This window comes from Micromonospora humida, assembly GCF_016901255.1.
Lineage (GTDB): Bacteria > Actinomycetota > Actinomycetes > Mycobacteriales > Micromonosporaceae > Micromonospora > Micromonospora wenchangensis.
In genome coordinates, this window is record NZ_JAFEUC010000015.1 from 162086 (window position 1) to 180587 (window position 18502).

The 18502-nt window shown below is 74.1% G+C and carries 21 protein-coding genes; 10 read left to right on the top strand and 11 right to left on the bottom strand.

All coding sequences use genetic code 11. The features are described 5' to 3' along the window. Positions 1–82 precede the first annotated feature (82 nt). On the top strand, positions 83–934 hold the full coding sequence (locus JQX11_RS26490) for a DUF1775 domain-containing protein (protein WP_204927651.1): 852 nt from the start codon (positions 83–85) through the stop codon (positions 932–934). A 17-nt stretch (positions 935–951) separates the two neighbouring features. Here JQX11_RS26490 and JQX11_RS26495 read toward each other — a convergent pair whose 3' ends face one another. Further along, entirely contained in the window at positions 952–1875 is a 924-nt protein-coding gene (locus tag JQX11_RS26495; RefSeq protein WP_204927652.1) for an ADP-ribosylglycohydrolase family protein, read from the bottom strand. A gap of 73 nt (positions 1876–1948) precedes the next feature. Between JQX11_RS26495 and JQX11_RS26500 the strand changes: the two genes are divergently transcribed. Both JQX11_RS26500 and JQX11_RS26505 read left to right on the top strand, forming a co-directional pair. Next, positions 1949–2638 carry a response regulator transcription factor gene (locus tag JQX11_RS26500; RefSeq protein ID WP_204927653.1) on the top strand — a complete coding sequence of 230 codons (690 nt, stop codon included), beginning with the start codon at positions 1949–1951 and terminating at the stop codon, positions 2636–2638. A gap of 29 nt (positions 2639–2667) precedes the next feature. Beyond that, complete coding sequence (locus JQX11_RS26505) at positions 2668–4071, top strand: HAMP domain-containing sensor histidine kinase (RefSeq protein ID WP_204927725.1); 1404 nt, start codon at positions 2668–2670, stop codon at positions 4069–4071. A 227-nt stretch (positions 4072–4298) separates the two neighbouring features. Here JQX11_RS26505 and JQX11_RS26510 read toward each other — a convergent pair whose 3' ends face one another. Further along, positions 4299–5318: an adenosine deaminase gene (locus JQX11_RS26510; protein ID WP_204927654.1), complete on the bottom strand. Its 1020-nt coding sequence runs from the start codon at positions 5316–5318 to the stop codon at positions 4299–4301. Next, the gene (locus JQX11_RS26515; protein WP_204927655.1) at positions 5315–6109 is read right to left on the bottom strand and encodes a trans-aconitate 2-methyltransferase; all 795 of its coding nucleotides are present in this window, start codon (positions 6107–6109) and stop codon (positions 5315–5317) included. The genes JQX11_RS26510 and JQX11_RS26515 overlap by 4 nt, the downstream gene beginning before the upstream one ends. An 85-nt stretch (positions 6110–6194) precedes the next feature. Between JQX11_RS26515 and JQX11_RS26520 the strand changes: the two genes are divergently transcribed. Then, a complete protein-coding gene (locus JQX11_RS26520) occupies positions 6195–7178 on the top strand; it encodes an aldo/keto reductase (RefSeq protein WP_204927726.1) in 984 nt (327 codons plus the stop codon). 88 nt (positions 7179–7266) lie between these two features. Further along, positions 7267–7461 (top strand): hypothetical protein, encoded by a 195-nt coding sequence (locus JQX11_RS26525; protein ID WP_204927656.1) that lies wholly within the window; start codon positions 7267–7269, stop codon positions 7459–7461. Positions 7462–7601: 140 nt separating this feature from the next. Here JQX11_RS26525 and JQX11_RS26530 read toward each other — a convergent pair whose 3' ends face one another. The 7 genes from JQX11_RS26530 to JQX11_RS26560 form a co-directional block, all read right to left on the bottom strand. Next, complete coding sequence (locus tag JQX11_RS26530) at positions 7602–7805, bottom strand: cold-shock protein (RefSeq protein WP_011905669.1); 204 nt, start codon at positions 7803–7805, stop codon at positions 7602–7604. Positions 7806–8154: 349 nt separating this feature from the next. Further along, positions 8155–8427, bottom strand: a complete 273-nt coding sequence (locus tag JQX11_RS26535; RefSeq protein ID WP_204927657.1) for a DUF4235 domain-containing protein — start codon at positions 8425–8427, stop codon at positions 8155–8157. Next, on the bottom strand, positions 8424–8789 hold the full coding sequence (locus JQX11_RS26540) for a DUF3618 domain-containing protein (protein ID WP_204927658.1): 366 nt from the start codon (positions 8787–8789) through the stop codon (positions 8424–8426). Before JQX11_RS26540 ends, JQX11_RS26535 begins: the two co-directional genes overlap by 4 nt. Beyond that, positions 8786–9220: a phage holin family protein gene (locus JQX11_RS26545; protein WP_204927659.1), complete on the bottom strand. Its 435-nt coding sequence runs from the start codon at positions 9218–9220 to the stop codon at positions 8786–8788. Before JQX11_RS26545 ends, JQX11_RS26540 begins: the two co-directional genes overlap by 4 nt. A gap of 229 nt (positions 9221–9449) precedes the next feature. Further along, positions 9450–10688 (bottom strand): mechanosensitive ion channel family protein, encoded by a 1239-nt coding sequence (locus JQX11_RS26550; protein ID WP_204927660.1) that lies wholly within the window; start codon positions 10686–10688, stop codon positions 9450–9452. Between the two features lie 80 nt (positions 10689–10768). Beyond that, a complete protein-coding gene (locus JQX11_RS26555; RefSeq protein WP_204927661.1) occupies positions 10769–11590 on the bottom strand; it encodes a DUF1206 domain-containing protein in 822 nt (273 codons plus the stop codon). Between the two features lie 60 nt (positions 11591–11650). Continuing rightward, on the bottom strand, positions 11651–12013 hold the full coding sequence (locus JQX11_RS26560) for a hypothetical protein (protein ID WP_204927662.1): 363 nt from the start codon (positions 12011–12013) through the stop codon (positions 11651–11653). Between the two features lie 79 nt (positions 12014–12092). On the opposite strand from JQX11_RS26560, the gene JQX11_RS26565 reads away from it, so the two are divergent. Further along, on the top strand, positions 12093–13319 hold the full coding sequence (locus tag JQX11_RS26565) for a cysteine desulfurase-like protein (protein ID WP_204927663.1): 1227 nt from the start codon (positions 12093–12095) through the stop codon (positions 13317–13319). 11 nt (positions 13320–13330) lie between these two features. Here JQX11_RS26565 and JQX11_RS26570 read toward each other — a convergent pair whose 3' ends face one another. Next, positions 13331–14818 carry a glycoside hydrolase family 3 protein gene (locus JQX11_RS26570; protein WP_204927664.1) on the bottom strand — a complete coding sequence of 496 codons (1488 nt, stop codon included), beginning with the start codon at positions 14816–14818 and terminating at the stop codon, positions 13331–13333. Between the two features lie 139 nt (positions 14819–14957). Between JQX11_RS26570 and JQX11_RS33185 the strand changes: the two genes are divergently transcribed. The 4 genes from JQX11_RS33185 to JQX11_RS26585 all read left to right on the top strand — a co-directional run bounded on the left by JQX11_RS33185 (position 14958) and on the right by JQX11_RS26585 (position 18496). Beyond that, on the top strand, positions 14958–15080 hold the full coding sequence (locus JQX11_RS33185) for a hypothetical protein (RefSeq protein ID WP_269756964.1): 123 nt from the start codon (positions 14958–14960) through the stop codon (positions 15078–15080). A gap of 95 nt (positions 15081–15175) precedes the next feature. Further along, positions 15176–16126: a TIGR03557 family F420-dependent LLM class oxidoreductase gene (locus JQX11_RS26575; protein WP_204927665.1), complete on the top strand. Its 951-nt coding sequence runs from the start codon at positions 15176–15178 to the stop codon at positions 16124–16126. A gap of 173 nt (positions 16127–16299) precedes the next feature. Then, complete coding sequence (locus tag JQX11_RS26580; RefSeq protein ID WP_204927666.1) at positions 16300–17931, top strand: RecQ family ATP-dependent DNA helicase; 1632 nt, start codon at positions 16300–16302, stop codon at positions 17929–17931. Positions 17932–17992: 61 nt separating this feature from the next. Then, the gene (locus JQX11_RS26585) at positions 17993–18496 is read left to right on the top strand and encodes a hypothetical protein (protein WP_204927667.1); all 504 of its coding nucleotides are present in this window, start codon (positions 17993–17995) and stop codon (positions 18494–18496) included. Positions 18497–18502 lie beyond the last annotated feature (6 nt).

Sequence of the window (18502 nt, forward strand, 5' to 3'; positions counted from 1 at the left end):
TGAACCTTTTCGGCCCGCCGTCCGAACTACCGGGTGTGGCCGGAGCCGGTGTCGGCCACGGCGAGACGGATGGGGGCGGAAGATGACGACGACCCGAGGTGACGTCCGGCGGCGTCGGAGCGTGCTGGTGCTGGCGGCGGTGGCGGCGGCCGGGGTGTTCGGCGCCCCGGGCGCGGCGTCGGCGGACGGGCTGACGTCCAGTCCGAGCCAGGCGGTGCAGGGCGACGCGGTGGAGTTGACCTTCGTGGTGCCCGAGGAGCGGCCCGGCGCGCGCACCGAGAAGATCGAGTTCAGGATGCCGCCGGACGCCCCGATCGGCGAGGTGTACCCGCTGTCGGTGGACGGCTGGGCACCGCTGATCACCTCCCGCGAGCTGGCCGCGCCGGTCGCCGGTATCCACGCCCCGTCGGTGAGCACGGTGACCTCGGCGGTGGTCTGGACCCGGGGTGCCGGGCCGGCGGTGTCGGGTCCGGCCCGGCTCTCGGTGGCCATGGGGCCGCTGCCGCAGGCCGACCGGATGACCTTCGAGGTGGTGCAGACCTACTCCGACGGGACGGTGGTGCGCTGGGCCGACCCGGCCGGGGGTGGGCATCCCGCCCCGACGCTGGCGCTGGTGCCGCCCGCTCCCGGCGCGGCGACCGGGCACCACGGCGGCGCGGCCGACGGGACGGACGCCCAGGCGGCCCCGGCCGCCGACGCCGCACCGGCCGACGACGAGGGCGGTCCCAGTGCGGACCTGCTGCTCGGCGGGGGCCTGCTGGTCGGGTTGGGCGGCGGCGCGGCGATCGGCTGGGTGGCGAGCCGGTCGCGCCGTCGGGCCGCCGCCGACGACACGGGGGACGACGACCCGACGGCGCAGGCCGGCTCCGCCCCCGGCGAGCGGGGCTGGCGGCTCGACGGGCACGCCGACGCCGAGCGGGTGTCGTCGCACTGAGGGCCGGCCGGGTCGGTTCAGTCCAGCCAGTCCGGCAGCGGCTCCCGGGCGGCCACCCACTCGGCGGGCACCCCGCCGGGCGTGCCGACCCCCGTGTGGCCGCCGATGATCCCGCCGACGATCGCGGCGGTGGTGTCGACGTCCCCGCCCGCCTCGACGCAGGCGCGGATGGCGGCCGGGTAGTCGGCCAGGTGGGTGGCGGCCACCCAGAGGGTGAACGCGACCGTGTCCTGGGCGGTCACCCGGGCGCCGTTGCCCAGCGTCGCGACGGCCTCGTCGAGGCCGCGACCGAGCAGGCCGATCGCCCGGCGTACCCCCCGGTGCACCGTGCTGGCCGGGTCGATCGACCCGGCGACGGTGGTGAGCAGCCGGGCCGCGTCGGGGCGGGGTTCCCCGTCCAGCCGGGCCCGGGCGGCGAGGCAGGCGGCGACGGCCACCGCGACCGCGCCCGCTATCCCCTCCGGGTGGGCGTGGGTGACCTCGGCGCTGACCCGGGCGCGGGACGCGGCACGGGTGGTCGAGTCGGCGTACCAGGCGCCGAGCGGGGCGACCCGCATCGCCGCGCCGTTGCCGCAGGAGCCCTGGCCGTCGAAGGCCGACGCGGCGGCCACCGGCCACGGGGTGCCGGTGCGGATCAACCGTAGGATGCTCACCGCGCCCGGCCCGTAGCCCCGGTAGGGCTCGGCCCGGGTGGCGAAGGCCAGCGCCAGCCGGTCGGCGTCGACGTCGCCGTGGGTGGCGAGTTCGGCGAGCACCGAGCAGGCCATCTCGGTGTCGTCGGTCCACTGCCAGGGCGGTGGTGGCAGGCGCCCGGCCGCGAGGTCGTCGGGTAGGCGGCCCGGGACGAAGAACTGCGAACCGAGGGCGTCGCCGACGGACAGCCCGGCGAGGCTGTCCCGGGCCAACGCCAGCCGGGCGTCGGGAAACAGGGTGAACGGCATCGTCGTACCATTTTGCCCGGTTCGCGGATGCGTCGCAACGCGCCCGACTTGCCACGGGCAGTACGGTGCTGACGTGGCCACCGTGCTCCTGGTCGAAGACGACCACGTCGTCCGTGGCGCGATGCTGCGGTCGCTCAGTGAACGGGGGCACGCGGTGCACGCGGTCGGCACGGCGCTGGACGCGCTGCGTCGGGTCGCCGCCGAGACCCCCGATCTGGTCGTGCTCGACCTGGGCCTGCCCGACCTCGACGGCTCGGACGCGCTGCGGATGCTGCGCGGCATCACCGACGTACCGATCATCATCGCCACCGCCCGCGACGACGAGCAGTCGGTGGTCCGCCTGTTGCGCGCCGGCGCGGACGACTACATGGTCAAACCGTTCACCGGCGCCCACCTGGACGCCCGGATCACCACCGTGCTGCGCCGGGTCGGCCGGGCCAGCCGTACCGTCGCGCCGGCCGTGCACTCCGTCGGAGGGCTGCGGGTGGACGTGGGCGAGCGCAGCGCGGTGCTCGACGGGGAGCCGCTGGCGCTCACCCGTAAGGAATTCGACCTGTTGGCGTATCTGGCGGCGCGGCCCGGCCGGGTGGTGTCCCGGCGGGAACTCTTGGAGGAGGTATGGCGCCAACCGTCGGTCGGCGAGGACCAGACCATCGACGTGCACCTGTACTGGCTGCGCCGAAAGATGGGCGAGTCCGCGGCGAAGCCGCGCTACCTGCGCACCGTGCGGGGGGTGGGGTTCCGGCTGGTGGCCCCCGACTGAGGCCGGCGCTGGCCGCGTTGACGGCCGGCATGTGCGCGCTGGTCGCGTCGGCGTTCCTCGTCCCGCTCGGGTTGACCCTGCGGGAGGAGGTGCGCGAGGAGGCGCTCGCCGACGCGGCGCGACGCGGGGCACTGGTCACCGGCGCGCTCGCCGTCAGCGCCGAGCCGGCGGCCGTCCGCCGCGCGGTCGAGGCCACCGGGGACGACCCGGCGACCCGTCCGGTGGTGCACGGCCTGGCCGGGAAGCAGCCGGCCGGCCGGGCGTCGGCCGACGACCTGGAGCGGGCGCGGGCCGGGGAGCAGTCCCGGGTGGTCGACGTCGACGGCGGGTTGGTCCGGCTCGACCCGGTGGTGCTCGACGGCCGGGTCGCCGTGGTCGAGGTCTTCGTGCCCGACGCCGTCCTCGACGAGGGGGCGGGCGGCACCTGGCTGCTGCTCACCGGGGTGGCCGTGGCGCTGGTCGGCGCGGCGGTGATCGTGGTGGACCGGGTCGCCGGGCGGGCGGTCGACTCCACCCGGGCCCTGGTCCGCGCCGCGCTCGCCGTGGGCGACGGTGACCTGGGGGTACGGGTCGAGCCGAGCGGCCCGCGCGAGCTGGCCGAGGCGGGGTACGCGTTCAACCGGATGGCCGACCGGTTGGTCGCCGCCCGCACCGACGAACGGGAGCTGGTGGCGGACCTGTCACACCGGCTGCGTACCCCGCTGACGGTGCTGCGGCTCGACGCCGAGGGGCTGGACTCCGACGACACCAGCGTCGGCTCGTTCAGCGCGGCGGAGCTGGACCGGCGGCGGACGATCCGGCGCATCCGGCAGGCGATCGTCACCCTGGAGGGCGAGATCGACGTGCTGATCAAGACGACCCGCAAGGCGGTGGCACACGAGGCCGGGCCGGCCGAGTGCGACGTCAGCGAGGTGGTCCGGGACCGGATGGTGTTCTGGGCGGCGCTGGCCGGCGACCAGAACCGCCCGCACCGGGTCAGCGGTGCCCAGTTCCGGATTCCGGTGCCGGTGCCCCGGGCCGAGCTGGCCGCCGCCCTGGACGCGGTGATCGGCAACGTCTTCCGCTACACCCCGCAGGGCACCGCGTTCGAGGTGGCCGTCTCCCGCCGGGACGGGTACGTGGCGATCCGGATCGACGACGCCGGTCCGGGCATCGCGAACCCGGACCGGGCGTTGCGGCGCGGGGCCAGCGACCAGGGTTCGACCGGGTTGGGGCTGGACATCGCGCGGCGGGTGGCGTTGCAGGCCAACGGCTCGGTCAGCCTCGACCGGGCCCACCTGGGCGGGGCGAGCGTGGTGATGCTGCTGGCCGATCCGCAGGCGACGCCCCGGCAGGTCAACCGGTTCGGGCTGGTGGGCCGGATGGCCCGGGAGGCCCGGGAGCAGAAGGGCGGGGGCCGCCGCTGGCCCCGGCAGCGTCCCACCGACGGCTGAGAAACCGACGCTGGCTGTGCTGTGGCGCAAGGTTTCCTTAGATCCGGATTAACGACGGCGACGCGGCGTCGGCGGGCTGACAGGATCGGGGCCGAACCCATCGGTTCCACCGGCCTGTCGCCCCTGACACCCACCGGCCGGTGGATCGGTACGCGCGGCGGGGGCACGGTCCCCCACACCAGCTCCCGCCGCGTGTACACCCACTCTTCCCGGTCACCCGTGACGGTTCAGCGGGTCGCCACGAAGGCGTCGATCTCGGCAATGATCCGGGCCTGCCCGGCCGGGTCGAGGAACGACGCGGACACCGCCTCCCGGGCCAGCGCCGCGAGCCCGTCGGGGTCGGCGTCGAGCAGTCGGGCGGCGACGGCGTACTCGTCGTTGAGGGTGGTGCCGAACATCGGCGGGTCGTCGGAGTTGATGGTGACCCGCACCCCCGCGTCGACGAGTCGCCGCAGCGGGTGCTCCTCGATCCGGGCGACGGCCCGGGTCCGTACGTTGGACGTCGGGCAGACCTCCAGCGGGATGCGCCGCTCGGCCAGGTACGCCAGCAGCTCCGGGTCCTGGGCGGCGGAGATGCCGTGGCCGATCCGCTCGGCGCCCAGCTCGCGCAGGGCGTCCCAGACGGTCTGCGGGCCGGTGGTCTCCCCGGCGTGCGGCACGGACCGCAGCCCGGCCGCCCGCGCCTGGTCGAAGTACGGCTTGAACTGCGGCCGGGGCACCCCGATCTCGGGGCCGCCGAGGCCGAAGGCGACCAGACCGTCGGGGCGCTCGTCGAGGCTGATCCGCAGGGTCTCCTCGGCCGCCGGCAGGCCGGCCTCGCCGGGGATGTCGAAGCACCAGCGCAGCGCGATGCCGAAGTCGGCCTCGGCGCGGCGGCGGGCGTCCTCGATGGCCTCGCAGAACGCCGGTGCGGGAATGCCCCGGCGCACGTGCGAGTAGGGGGTGACGGTCAGCTCGGCGTAGCGGACCTGCTGGCGGGCCAGTTCCCGGGCCACCTCGTGGGTGAGCAGCCAGACGTCGTCGGGGTCGCGGATCAGGTCGACGACGCTGAGGTAGACCTCGATGAAGTGGGCGAAGTCGCGGAACGCGAAGTAGTCGGCGAGGGCGTCCGGGTCCGCCGGTACGGGACTGCGTCCCTCGTGCCGGGCGGCCAGTTCGGCGACGATCCGGGGGGACGCGGAGCCCACGTGGTGCACGTGCAGCTCCACCTTGGGCAGTTCGGCGATGAAGGCGGACAGGTCGGTCACTGCGGCTCCTTGTGCCGGGCACCCGTACGGGCGACCACGAAGATCCGACGGAACGGGAAGTACACCTGACCCTGCCGTACCGGGTACGCGCGGGCCAACAGGTTCTCCAGCGCGGCGCGGAAACCGGCGAGGGCGGTGTCGTCCAGCACCGCCCGCACGGGGCGCAGGGCGGTGCCGTCCAGCCAGGTCAGCACGGGGTGTTCGGCGTCGGCGGGGGCGGGCAGCCGGTGTAGGTAGGTGGTCTCCCAGGCGTCGACCGCGCAGCCGGCGGCGGTCAGCGCGGTGGCGTACCCGACCGGGTCGTCGACGGGGTCCTCGCGCAGCAGCGGCCGGACGGTGGCCGCCCAGCGGGGATCTTCGGCGACCTCGCGGAGCGCCCGGTGCGAGGGGCCGGTGAAGTTGCCGGGCACCTGGAACGCCAGCCAGCCGCCGGGCGGCAGCGCGTGCGCCCAGCGGCGCAGCAGGGCCGGGTGGTCGGGCACCCACTGCAGCACGGCGTTGGCGACCAGCACGTCCACGTCGGGGGCGGGCCGCCAGTCGGTGACGTCGCCGACGGTGAAGTCGACGGTGGTGTCGAGTGTCCGGGCCCGCCCGATCATCTCCGGGGAGGAGTCCAGGCCGCTGATCCGGGCGTCCGGCCAGCGGCGGGCGAGGGTCGCGGTGAGGGTGCCCGGACCGCAGCCGAGGTCGACCACCGCGCGTGGCCGGTCGGCGTCGACCCGGGCCAGCAGGTCGTGGAACGGGCGGGACCGCTCGTCGTCGTAGCGCAGGTACGTGCCCGGATCCCACATGACCAACCCCCAAACCGTACGTACGTTTTGTTACAAGGTACGGCCGGCGCTGCGCCCCGGCAAGCAGGTCACTAGGCTCGACGGCATGGAACAGCGCAGCTTCGACCGGCTCGGCCGGCAGGTGGGTGTGGTCGGCCTCGGGGCCTGGCAGCTCGGCGCGGACTGGGGACAGGTCAGCGAGAGCGACGCCCTGGCCGTCCTCGCCGCCGCCGTGGAGTCCGGCGTCACCTTCCTCGACACCGCCGACGTCTACGGCGACGGCCGCAGCGAACAACTGATCGGGCGGTTCCTGCGGGACAACCCCGGACACGGGCTCACCGTCGCCACCAAGATGGGCCGCCGGGTCGAGCAGACGCCGCAGGCGTACACCCTGGACAACTTCCGGGCCTGGACCGACCGGTCCCGGGCTAACCTCGACGTGGACACCCTCGACCTGGTGCAGCTGCACTGCCCGCCCACCGAGGTCTTCGCCGACGACCGGGTCTTCGACGGCCTCGACACCCTCGTCGCCGAGAAGCGGATCGCCGGGTACGGCGTCAGCGTCGAGACCTGCGACCAGGCACTCACGGCGATCGCCCGGCCGGGGGTGGCCAGCGTCCAGATCATCCTGAACGCGGTCCGGCTCAAGCCCCTCGACGAGGTGCTGCCGGCCGCCGCCGCGGCCGGCGTCGGGATCATCGCCCGGGTGCCGCTGGCCAGCGGCCTGCTCTCCGGCCGCTACGACGAGCACACCACCTTCGCCGCCGACGACCACCGCACCTACAACCGGCACGGGGAGAGCTTCGACGTCGGCGAGACCTTCTCCGGCGTCGACTTCGACCTCGGCCTGACCGTGGTGCGCCGGCTCGCCCCGCTGGTCGGCGACGGGCGCACGATGGCCCAGTTCGCCCTGCGCTGGGTCATCGACCAGCCCGGGGTGACCGTGGTCATCCCCGGCGCCCGCAACCCGGAGCAGGCCCGGGGCAACGCCGCCGCGGCCGGGTCCCCCGCGCTCACCGGCGCCGAGCTGGACACCGTCCGGTCGGTCTACGACGAGCTGGTCCGACCCCGGGTGCACGACCGGTGGTGAGCCACGCCGGCCGGGTCGTCGCGTCGGTGCCGTCCGGCCGGCATCCTGGTGACCGGGCCGGGTCGACCGGCCCACGGAGGGGGGACCGGTGAGGGGATGGCTCACGCTCACCCTGGGCCTGCTGGCCGTGGTGGTCGGCGCCGTCTGGACGGTCCAGGGCCTCGGATACGTCGACGGCAGCCTGATGAGCGACGAGCGGCTGTGGGCCGTCGTCGGGCCGCTGCTGGTGCTGGCCGGCCTGGTGCTGCTCTGGCGTGGCCTGCGGGCCCGGCGGCTGCCCTGACCGGCGTGCCGGGCTGCGGCCCGGCACGCCGAAGGGGAGAGGAACCGATGCGGAAAGCCCCGCGTCCTGGAAGGACACGGGGCTTCTCGTCGATCCGGCTGGCCGGATCACCCGGGCCGGCGAACGCCGACCGGCTTCGCTCAGAGGGGGCGGACCTGCTCGGCCTGCGGACCCTTCTGACCCTGGGCGATCTCGAACTCCACCCGCTGGTTCTCCTCCAGCGTGCGGTAGCCGCTGGTCTGGATGGCCGAGAAGTGGACGAACACGTCAGCACCCCCGCCGTCGACGGTGATGAAGCCGAAGCCCTTGTCAGCGTTGAACCACTTCACGGTTCCCTGCGCCATGTGTATCTCCTTCTAAAACCGGCGGCCGAGCACGCTGTGCGGCCGATTGGCCGTGTGCGGGCGGCGACGACCCGGGTGTGGCCCCCACAGCGGGAGACCGCTCCGTTCCGACACCGTCTCGCAACAGCGGGGATCAGCAAACCACGTACCCAAAAACCTTGCACAGCCTAATCGACGAAATTCTCCGACATGTGACCTGACGGATGCCCGACGCACGCTGGCCGGGTCGTCCCGACCCGGGCGAAAGGCCCCCCGTCCGTCGATGCGTACGGGGGGCCACAGGTCGTCGTCACCATCCGGTAGGACAGCCGTCGCGGCTGGTCACCGGGGTACGGCCGGTCGGAGCGGGTCAGTCGGGCCAGCGCCCGGTCAGCCGCCGGACGCCGACCGCGCCACCCCGGTCCACCGCCGCCCGGACGACCGAGAAGATCGCCCCCTGCAACGCCGCCGCCGCCAGGATCTCGCCCCAGCGGCGGTCCTCGTCGGTGGGATTGGGCGCCTCGCCGTCCCCGGCGGTCGCCTTCCACACCTGCCGGAAGATCGTTCCGGCCAGCGCGCCGGCCGCCAGTCCCAGCACCACCCCCACCGGCTTGTACGCGGTCCTGCCGATGCCCTTGCTCACCTGCGCCTCCCCCGAACGATCAACAACACCACCACGGCGGCCACCGCACCTGCCGCTATCGTCGCCCACGGCACCGGATCACGTCGCACCGCCACCGAGGTGTCGTACGCCTGGGCCCGCGCGTGGTCGACGCTCTGGGCCGCCTGGCCGCGCACCCGGGCCACGGTCAGCGCCGCCTGCTCGCGCACCCGCTCCTTCGCCTGCTCCGCCGAGTCCTTCAGCCGGGCCTTGACGTCGGCCTTGGCGGCCAGCAGTTCCATGGTCTCGCCCAGCTCCACCCGGGTGCGCCGGATCTCCTCGCGCAGCGCCTCGGTGTCGCCGGTGCCGTTGCCGTTGCCGTTGCTGCCTGTCGTGCCGGTCATGCCCGTCCCCTGTCCTTCACCGCGGCGGCGACCGTGTCCACGTCCGCGCGGACGCTACGGACCGTCGCCTCCGGCATCGGGGGGACCGCGTGGCTGACCTGCTTCTTCCCCACCAGGGCGAGCACCCCGGCGACGAGGAAGAGCACCACCGCCACGATCAGCGCCGCCGCCCACGCGGGCAGCACCAGGGCCAGCAGCAGGATCGCGGCGGTGACCAGTGCGCCGAGCCCGTACAGGGCCAGCGCCCCGCCGCCGCCGAAGAGGCCGATCCCGATCCCGGCGTGCTTGCCCTTCTGGGTCAGTTCCGCGCGGGCCAGGGCCAGCTCGTCCCGGACCAGTCGGGAGACCTGCTCGGTGGCCCGCTGCACCAGTTCGGCGGTGGACGGCTCGCTCCCGGTCCGGGACGTACGGTGGTTCGCGACGTCAGCCATGCTGTCCTCCTTTCGTCATCACCGCGCTGTATGCCCGGAGCCGCCGTCCGTCAATCCTGCGCACGGTGACCAACCACATCTGACCGCAGGTGGGGCCGGGGCGTCCGGCAAAACGCCGAAGCGGGTACGACGAGCGCCCGCGACCGGCAGTCGCGGGGGTTCGTCGGGGCTGGGGATGCTCCGCCCCCGCGACCGGCGGTCGCGGGGGCTGGACGGGGCTGCGGGTGGCTCAGCGGCGGGCGTCGCCCCCCGGGTCCGCCCCGACGGTGACGGCCTCGCCCCGGGCGTCCTGGTCCGGGCCGACGAACGCCTCGCTGCGGGCGTCGCCGTCGTCGCTGCCGCCGAAGACCCGGGCGTCGTCGGGCAGCTCGCCCTCGGCGCGGCGGCGGACCTGACGCCGCGGCGGCACCCACTGCCAGGGCAGGTTGCCGGCGCCGTCGCCCACCTCGGCGCGGGTCCGGGGCAGCGCGGTCGGCCGGTGGTCCCGGACCCAGCCGACCAGGTGCTCCCGCACCAGACAGCGCAGGTCCCACAGGCTGCCGGCGTCGGCGGCGCTGACCAGGGCGCGTACCTTGATCGCACCGCCGGTGGCGTCGGTGACCTGGAGCACGCAGACCCGGCCGTCCCACAGGTCGGTGCTCTCGACCAGCCGGCGCAGCTCCTCCCGCATCGACTGCACCGGCACCGACCAGTCGAGGTGGAACTCGGCAGTGCCGAGCACCGCCGCCTCGGTCCGGGTCCAGTTCTGGAACGGGGTGCTGGTGAAGTACGAGGTGGGCAGGATCAGTCGCCGGTCGTCCCAGATCTGGACCACCACGTAGCTGAGCGTCAACTCCTCGATCCGGCCCCACTCCCCCTCGACCACCACCACGTCGTCGAGGCGGACGGCGTCGCTGAAGGCGAGCTGGAGGCCGGCGATGACGTTGCCGAGCAGGCTCTGCGCGGCCAGCGCGGCGACCACACCGACCACACCGGCACTGGTGAGCACGCCCGCGCCGACGCCGCGTACCGCCGGGAAGGTCATCAGCATCACGCCGACGGCGAGCACCACGATCACCACGATGGTCAGCCGGCGCAGCAGCACCACCTGGGTGCGTACCCGCCGCACGTGCCGGTTGTCGGGCACGTCGACCCGCAGGAACCGGGCCAGCGCGGTGTCCTCCGCCACCACCAGCAGCGAGGCGACCAGCCAGGCCACCGCGGCGACCACCCCCAGCACCAGGATGTGCAGCACGGCCTGCCGCCACCCGGTGCCCACCGCGTAGCCGGTGGTCCAGCGGACCGCGAACTGGACGGCCACCACCGTGCCGGCCACCTGCAACGGCCGGTGCACGTGCGCGGTCAACTCCGTCATCAAATGGGACCGCCGGCCGAGCCGGCGGATCAGCCGGTGTACCACCTCGACGAGCAACAGAGCGATCGCCGCCGCGGTGGCCGCGGCGGCGATCGTCTCGAGGTAGTCCTGCACGTGGTTGTCTCCCTCCGGCCGGGCTGATCGCAATCGGGCAAAGGCCCAATGGTGCCCGGCGTTTCCGGTATCGACCAGGCTCAGATCTTGCGGAACCGGGACTGGAAGAAGCAGTAGACCCCGAAGGCGGCGATGCCGAGCGCCATCAGCGCCAGGATGAACGGCCCGTACGGCTGGTCCCGCAGGGTCCGCAGCGCGGCGTCCAGGCCACGGGCCTTCTCCGGGTCGTAGTTGATCGCGGCGACCACGATCAGCAGACCGGCGACGGCGAACACCGCGCCCCGGGCGATGTAACCGGCCATGCCCAGCCGGCGGACCGTCTGCCGGGTCTTGCCGTTCATCTCGTTGGTCTTGAGGTTCCGCTCGAACTTCTTCTTGTAGCCGTAGATCACCATGCCGATGCCGACGGCGGCGAGCACCAAGCCGGCGAACCCGACCAGACCACGGCCGCCGCTGGAGGCCATCAGCTTCTCGCTGAACTGCTCCTGCTGGTCGGCGCTGTTGGAGCTGGCGTCCTGCACCACCTGGATCGAGGTCCAGGCGAGCCAGAGGAAGACCACGGTACGGACGGCCGAGGCGATCCGCTCGAAGAGACGTTCCTTGCCGCGCTTGGCGTGGTGGCCGACGGCCGCCTCCAGCGCCTGCCAGATGGCCATCGCGATCAGGCCGACGGCGATCGCGATCAGCAGGAACTTGCCCATCGGCTGGGCACCCAGGGCGCGCAGTGCCCCGTTCTGGTTGCCCTCCTCGCCGGAGCCGGCGAAGGCGATCTGGAGGATGATCCAGGCGAAGAGCAGGTGGACGATCCCGTAGCCGATGAAGCCGGCCCGGGCGAGGAGTTCCAGCCAGCGGCTGTCCGCGGTGCGGCTAGCGGTGGCTTCGGCGTTCCGGGTGAGTGACATGGGCCCACAATCTCCGTTCGGGAAGATCCCCAAACGTGGTGCCCGCACCCGGCGTGCAGGTCAGCCGCCTGCGTTACGCGACACCCGGATCTGCACCTGCTGGTCGGTGACGCTGTCCAGGGTGACCGCGAAGCCACCCACCTCGGTGGCCTGCTGGCCGATGGTCAACGAGAGCTGCTCGCCGGCGACCTCGACGGTCACCTGGTCGCCCTGCGCGCCGATCAGCTTCGCCTCGACGCCGAGGATGGAGGCGCGGGCGTCGACACCCCGGTCGAAGGTGACCGTGCAGGCGTCCAGGCCGCAGTCGGTGTCGGCGCCGTCCGAGCTGCATCCGGCCAGCACGGCCACGCCGAGCGCCAGGCCGGCCAGCAGGCCGGCGGTCCGCCGGAGGGGGGTGGGGGTGGTGGCGCTTCGCTTCGTCACCCCACCAAGGGTACGAGACGCGGCCCACCCCGGCACCCGGGTGGATCTTCGGGCCGGTCCGGCGGGCTAGGGTCCGGGCATGCCGTTCGACATCACCCGTACCCGGGCCGCGTACCCCGCGCTCGCCGAGGGTTTCGCCCACTTCGACGGTGCCGGTGGCACCCAGACCCCCCGGTCGGTGATCGACGCGGTGGCCGAGGCGATGCGGATCGCCGTGGGCAACCGCAGCACCGCCTTCCTGCCCGGCCGCCGGTCGCTGGAGCTGGTGGCGGGGGCCCGCACGGCGGTGGCCGACCTGCTGGGCGTCGCACCGGACGGGGTGGTGCTCGGGCCGAGCGCGACCGCGCTGACGTACACGCTGGCCCGGACGCTGGGCGCGGACTGGGGCCCGGGGGACGAGGTGGTGGTCTCCCGGCTCGACCACGACGCCAACGTGCGGCCCTGGGTGCAGGCGGCCGCGACGGCGGGGGCGACCGTACGCTGGGCCGAGTTCGACCCGGCCACCGGTGAGCTGCCCGCCGGGCAGTACGCCGACCTGGTCGGCGCGCGGACCCGGCTGGTGGCGGTGACCGCCGGCAGCAACGCCACCGGCACCATGCCGGACGTGGCGGCGATCGCCGAGACGGCCCACGCGGCCGGCGCGCTGGTCTGCGTGGACGGGGTGCACTCGGTGCCGCACGGCCCGACCGACCTGGCCGCCACGGGTGCCGACTTCCTCGTCACCAGCGCCTACAAGTGGTCCGGGCCGCACCTGGCGGCGGTGGTGGCCGACCCGGCCCGGTGGGCGGGGCTGCGCCCGGCCAAGCTGGTCCCCTCCTCCGACGCGGTGCCCGACCGGTTCGAGGCCGGTACGCCGAGCTTCCCGCTGCTCGCCGGGGTGGCCGCCGCCGTCGACCACCTGGCCGGGCTGGACCCGACGGCCACCGGAGACCGGCGGGCCCGGGTCCGCGCCGGGCTGGCCGCCGCGCAGGATCACGAGGGGATGCTGTTCGCCCGGCTGACCGAAGGGCTGGCCGCCCGGCCGGCGGTCACCGTCCTGCCGGCCGGTGCCCGGCGCTGCCCGACGGTGTCGTTCCGGCTGGCCGGGTGGACGCCGGCCGGGCTGGCCGCCGCGTTGGGGGCCGCCGGGCTCTGCCTGTCCAGTGGGGACTACTACGCCTACGAGTACTTCCAGGCGCTCGGCCTGCGGGACAGTGGCGGGGCGGTACGGGCGAGCGTCTACCACTACAACACGGTCGACGAGGTGGACCGGCTGCTGGCCGAGCTGGACCGGCTCGCCGAGCAGGGGGAACCGGCGAACCGCTGAGGGCGGGCGGGTCAGCGGGTTCCGGTGAGCAGTTCGGCGGCGGCGCGGGCGGCGGCCCGGGTCGCGCCGTGGGTGGCCAGGTGCAGGCCGCCGGTGACCAGCTCGGGCAGGCCGAGTTCGACTATCACGGCGTCCGGCCGGGTGGCCAGCGCCCGGTCGACCGCGGCCCGCATCCAGGGGTGCCGGTGCAGGTCCCGCACCACCAGCACCAGTGGCCGGCCGGCCGCCGCACCGGTCGGGTCGGCGGGCAGGTCGGCCTCGGTGAGCCGGACGGTGGTGGTGCCGGGGAGCAGGTCGGCCAGGGGTGCCCCGAGACCCCACGGGGTCTCGGCACCGATCGCGATGTTGTGTGGTGCGGCGAACTCGACCACGTGCGCGGCGGCGGTCAGCGGCAGCCGGCCGACCGCGTCGCCGCTGACCCGGACCGCCCGCCGGGCGGCGGTCAGGCCGACCGGCGAGCCGTCGGTGGGGCGCGGGGCGGGGTCGGGCCGGCCGGTGCGGGCGGCGGTGCTCCACTCGGCGAGCTGACCGACCCGCTTGGCGGCCTCGGCGAGGCGTTCCTCGGGCAGCTCACCGGCGATCACCGCGGCGACGATCGCGTCGCGCAGGTAGCGGGCGGCGGCCTCGTCGGCGCGTTCGCCGCCGACGCAGATCGCGTCCGCCCCGGCGGCGAGGGCCCGGACGGCGGTGCCGGCGAAGCCGTACCGGTCGGCGACGGCGCGCATCTCCACCGCGTCGGTGACCACCACGCCGGAGAAGCCCAACTCCTCGCGGAGCAGGTCACCGAGGATGCGGTGGCTGAGGGTGGCCGGCAGGTCGGGGTCGAGGGCGGGGACCAGCAGGTGCCCGGTCATCACCGCCTGCACCCCGGCGGCGACGGCGGCCCGGAACGGGACCAGCTCACCGGCGTCCAGGCGGGCCCGGCTGGCTCCGATGCGGGGCAGGTCGTGGTGCGAGTCGACCCGGGTGTCGCCGTGGCCGGGGAAGTGCTTGGCGCAGGCGGCGACGCCGGCGGACTGGAGGCCGCGTACCCAGGCGGCGGTGTGCCGGGCGACCAGGTGCGGGTCGGCGCCGAAGGACCGCACGCCGATCACCGGGTTGGCCGGGTTGATGTTGACGTCGGCGTCGGGGGCGTAGTTGAGGGTGACGCCGAGGTCGGCGAGTTCGACGCCGAGGTCGCGGGCCACGTCCTCGGTGAGCGTCGGGTCGTCGACCGCGCCGAGGGCGAGGTTGCCGGGACGGGAGCTGCCCCGGCCGGACTCGATCCGGGTGACGTCGCCGGCCTCCTCGTCGATGGCCACCAGCACGTCGGGGCGTTCGGCGCGCAGCGTCGCGGTGAGCGCGGCGACCTGTTCGGGGTCGACGACGTTGCGGGCGAACAGCACCACCGCGCCGAGCCCTTCGGCCAGCCACCGGCGGACCCAGTCGGGCGGGGTGGTGCCGACGAAGCCGGGTTGCAGGACGGTGGCGGCCAGACCCGCCAGGTTGCGCTCGTTCATCCGGCCCCGGTACCCCCGTCGCGTGTCGACGGCCCGATGCCGTCGCGGTGCTGCCATGGTCACACCGGGCGAGGTAATAGTCAATAAACCTTACTGTTACTGTCTGGCGTTGGTCGGGGCGACGTGCGACAGTGCGGAGATGGACCTGCCGCTCGCCGACGCCACCTCGCCGGCCGACATACCCGGCGTACGCCTGCTCGGCCTGGTGGTCGGCGGATTGCTGCTGCTGGCCGCCATCCGGGCCATGTTCGGCCGCCGCTGAGTTCGGCCGCCGCCGGCCGACTGATCCCGCACCGACCGGGGTACCGCTGGCGGAGGTCACGCCGCACCCGGCGGCGGGCCCGGCGAGGGGGCACCATGAAGATCGGCTACTTCCTGTCCAGCGAGGAGTACACCCCGGCGCAACTGCTGGAGCAGGCCCGGGCCGCCGAGCGGGCCGGCTTCCAGGCACTGTGGATCTCCGACCACTACCACCCGTGGACGGACGCCCAGGGGCAGAGTCCCTTCGTCTGGTCCGTCATCGGGGCGCTGAGCCAGGTCAGCTCGCTGCCGGTGAGCACGGCGGTGACCTGCCCGACGGTCCGCATCCACCCGGCGGTGCTGGCGCAGGCGGCGGCGACCAGCGCGGTCATGCACTCCGGCCGGTTCGTCCTCGGCGTCGGCACCGGCGAGGCGCTCAACGAGCACATCCTCGGCGACGCCTGGCCGCAGACCGACGTCCGGCTGGAGATGCTGGAGGAGGCCGTGGCGGTGATGCGGGAACTGTGGCGGGGCGACTTCGTCAACCACCACGGCCGGCACTACACGGTGGAGCACGCCCGCGTCTACACGCTGCCCGACACACCCCCGCCGGTGTACGTCTCCGGCTTCGGGCCCAAGGCCGTCGACCTGGCCGCCCGGATCGGCGACGGCTACGTCAGCATGATGCCCGACGGTGACCTGGTCAGCCGGTTCCGGGACAACGGCGGCGGCGACAAGCCGTGCCAGGCCGGTTTCAAGGCCGCGTACGCCGACACCGAGGACGAGGGCGCGCGGATCGCGTACGAGACGTGGCCCAACGCCGGGGTGCCGGGCGAGCTGTCCCAGGTGCTGCCCTCCCCCCGGCACTTCGAGCAGGCGGCCCAACTCGTCACGCCCGAGCAGGTGCGGCAGGGCTTCGTCTGCGGCAACAGCGCCGACGCCCACCTGGAGATGATCGACAGGTACGCCAAGGCCGGGTTCGACGAGGTCTACGTCGCCAACACCGGCCCGCACTGGCAGGGCCTGTTCGACCTCTACCAGCGCGAGGTGCTCCCCCACCTGAGCTGAATCCCACCGTCCACGGGTCACCGACACGCACCGCCGTCGGTGACCCGTGGTCGATCACTTGTGCGCGCCCGGTCACCGCGCCTGACCTGCGACGTACCGGCCACCGTGGGCGGTGTGCCCGATCCGGTGGGAGCGGTTTCGCCGCCGATCCACCCGGGTACCTCCGGCCTTCGATGAAGCTGTCCATGCACTCGACGACGTTGCGCCGCGCGGCGCGCAGCCTGTTCGGCTGGAAAGCGCTGCGGCCCAACCAGCTCGCCGCCATGCGCGCGGTGATGAAACGACGCGACGCCCTGGTGGTGCTCCCCACCGGAGCCGGCAAGTCGGCGATCTACCAGATCCCGGCGAGCCTGATCCCCGGGCCGACGGTGGTGATCTCCCCCCTGCTGGCCCTTCAGCAGGACCAGATCGCCGCGCTCAACGAACGCCAGCGACCCGAGCTGCGCGCCGTGCGGATCAGCTCGGACGAGAGCGCCGCCCAGCAGGCCGAGGCCATCGAGGAGATCCGGCAGGGGCGGGCGGAGTTCCTCTTCATCACCCCGGAGGCGCTGGCCAACCCCGACCGGATGGCCGAGGTGAAGTCGCTGCAACCGGCCCTGGTGGCGATCGACGAGGCGCACTGCATCTCGGCGTGGGGGCACGACTTCCGCCCCGACTACCTGGCGTTGGGCCACCTGATCGACGGTCTCGGCCGTCCGCCGGTGGTGGCGCTGACCGCCACCGCCTCCCCGCCGGTACGCGACGACATCATCGCCCGACTGCGGCTACGCGACCCCGAGGTGGTGGTCTCCGGGCTGGACCGGCCGAACCTGTTCGTCGAGGTCGCCCACTGCCCCACCGACGACTACCGCTGGCGGCGGCTGATCGCGCTGCTGCGTGACGACGAGCGGCCCGGCATCATCTACGTGCCGACCCGGCGGGCCGCCGAGGAGCTGGCCGAACGGCTGACCACGGCCGGGTTCCCGGCGGAGTACTACCACGGCGGGATGCCCACCGCCGCCCGGCACGGGCTGCACGAGGCGTTCCTCGCCGACCAGGTGCCGATCATGGTGGCGACCTCGGCGTTCGGCATGGGCATCGACAAGCCGAACATCGCCTGGGTGGTGCACATGGCGCTGCCCGACTCGCCGGACAGCTACTTCCAGGAGATCGGCCGGGCCGGGCGCGACGGTGCGCCGGCCCGGGTGCTGCTGCTGTGGCGGGCCGAGGACGTCGGCCTGCAACGCTTCTTCTCCGGCGGCCTGCCGGACGAGACCGAACTGCGGGACCTGGCCGCGCTGCTGCGTCGCCGGGCGACGACCAAGAAGGCGCTGCGCGAGACGACCGGCCTCGGGCCGCGCAAGCTCGGGCAGTACCTGGCCCTGCTGGAGCAGATCGGGGCGGCCGAACCCCGGGCCGGGCAGAAGATCGGCGCACCGCGCTACTCCCCCACCCCGGCGGAGGCGGGCGCGGCGGCCCTGGCCGAGGCCGAACGGCAGCAGACGGTGACCCGCTCGCGTACCGACATGATGCGCGCCTTCGCCGAGACCACCGGGTGCCGGGGGCAGGTGCTGCTGGCCTACTTCGGCGAGCAGATGTCGCAGATCTGCGGGCACTGCGACAACTGCCACGCCGGCACCAGCGTGGCGAGCGACGGCGCGGTCGGCCCGTTCCCGGTGCACAGCCAGGTCCGGCACCCGGAGTGGGGTCCCGGCCTGGTGCTCAACTACGAGGAGGACCGGATGACGGTGCTCTTCGACGAGGTGGGTTACAAGACGCTCTCCGTGCGCGTGGTGTCCGAACAGGGTCTGCTGACGCTGGACTAGCCTGACCCGGGCGACCGCCGGGGGCGGTGCCCGCAGTGAAACGATCGAGAGGGGCTCAGTCGTGATCGAACAGCCGGCGTACACCGGGTTCGGGTTCTCCGACGAGGAGTGGGGGCTGCTGGTCGGCCTGCCGCAGTCGGTCCTGACCGCGGCCAGCGCCGCCGAGTCGGACGGTGCCCGGCGCACCCGCGCCGAGAACGCGGCCGGGCTGGAGACCATCGCCGCCGGCCGGGAGTCGGCGAGCCCGCTCGTCGCCGCCGTCGCCGGGGAGATCGTCTCCCGGGTGGGTGACCCGGAGGCCGGCGAGGAATTGCCGGTGATCTCGCCGGCCGACCCGCAGGCGCTCATCGACGACGTGCTGGTCCGGGCCGGACAGGCAGCCACCCTGCTGGCCACCAAGGTCGACGAGGGCGAGGCCGGGGCGTACCGGCACTGGCTGGTGGAGATCGCCGACCAGGTGGTCGGGGCGGCGTCCAGCGGGGGGCTGCTCGGCATCGGCGGCGACCAGGTCAGCGACTCGGAGCGGAAGTTCCGCGACCGCCTCTCCCAGGTCCTCAACGACTGACGTCGA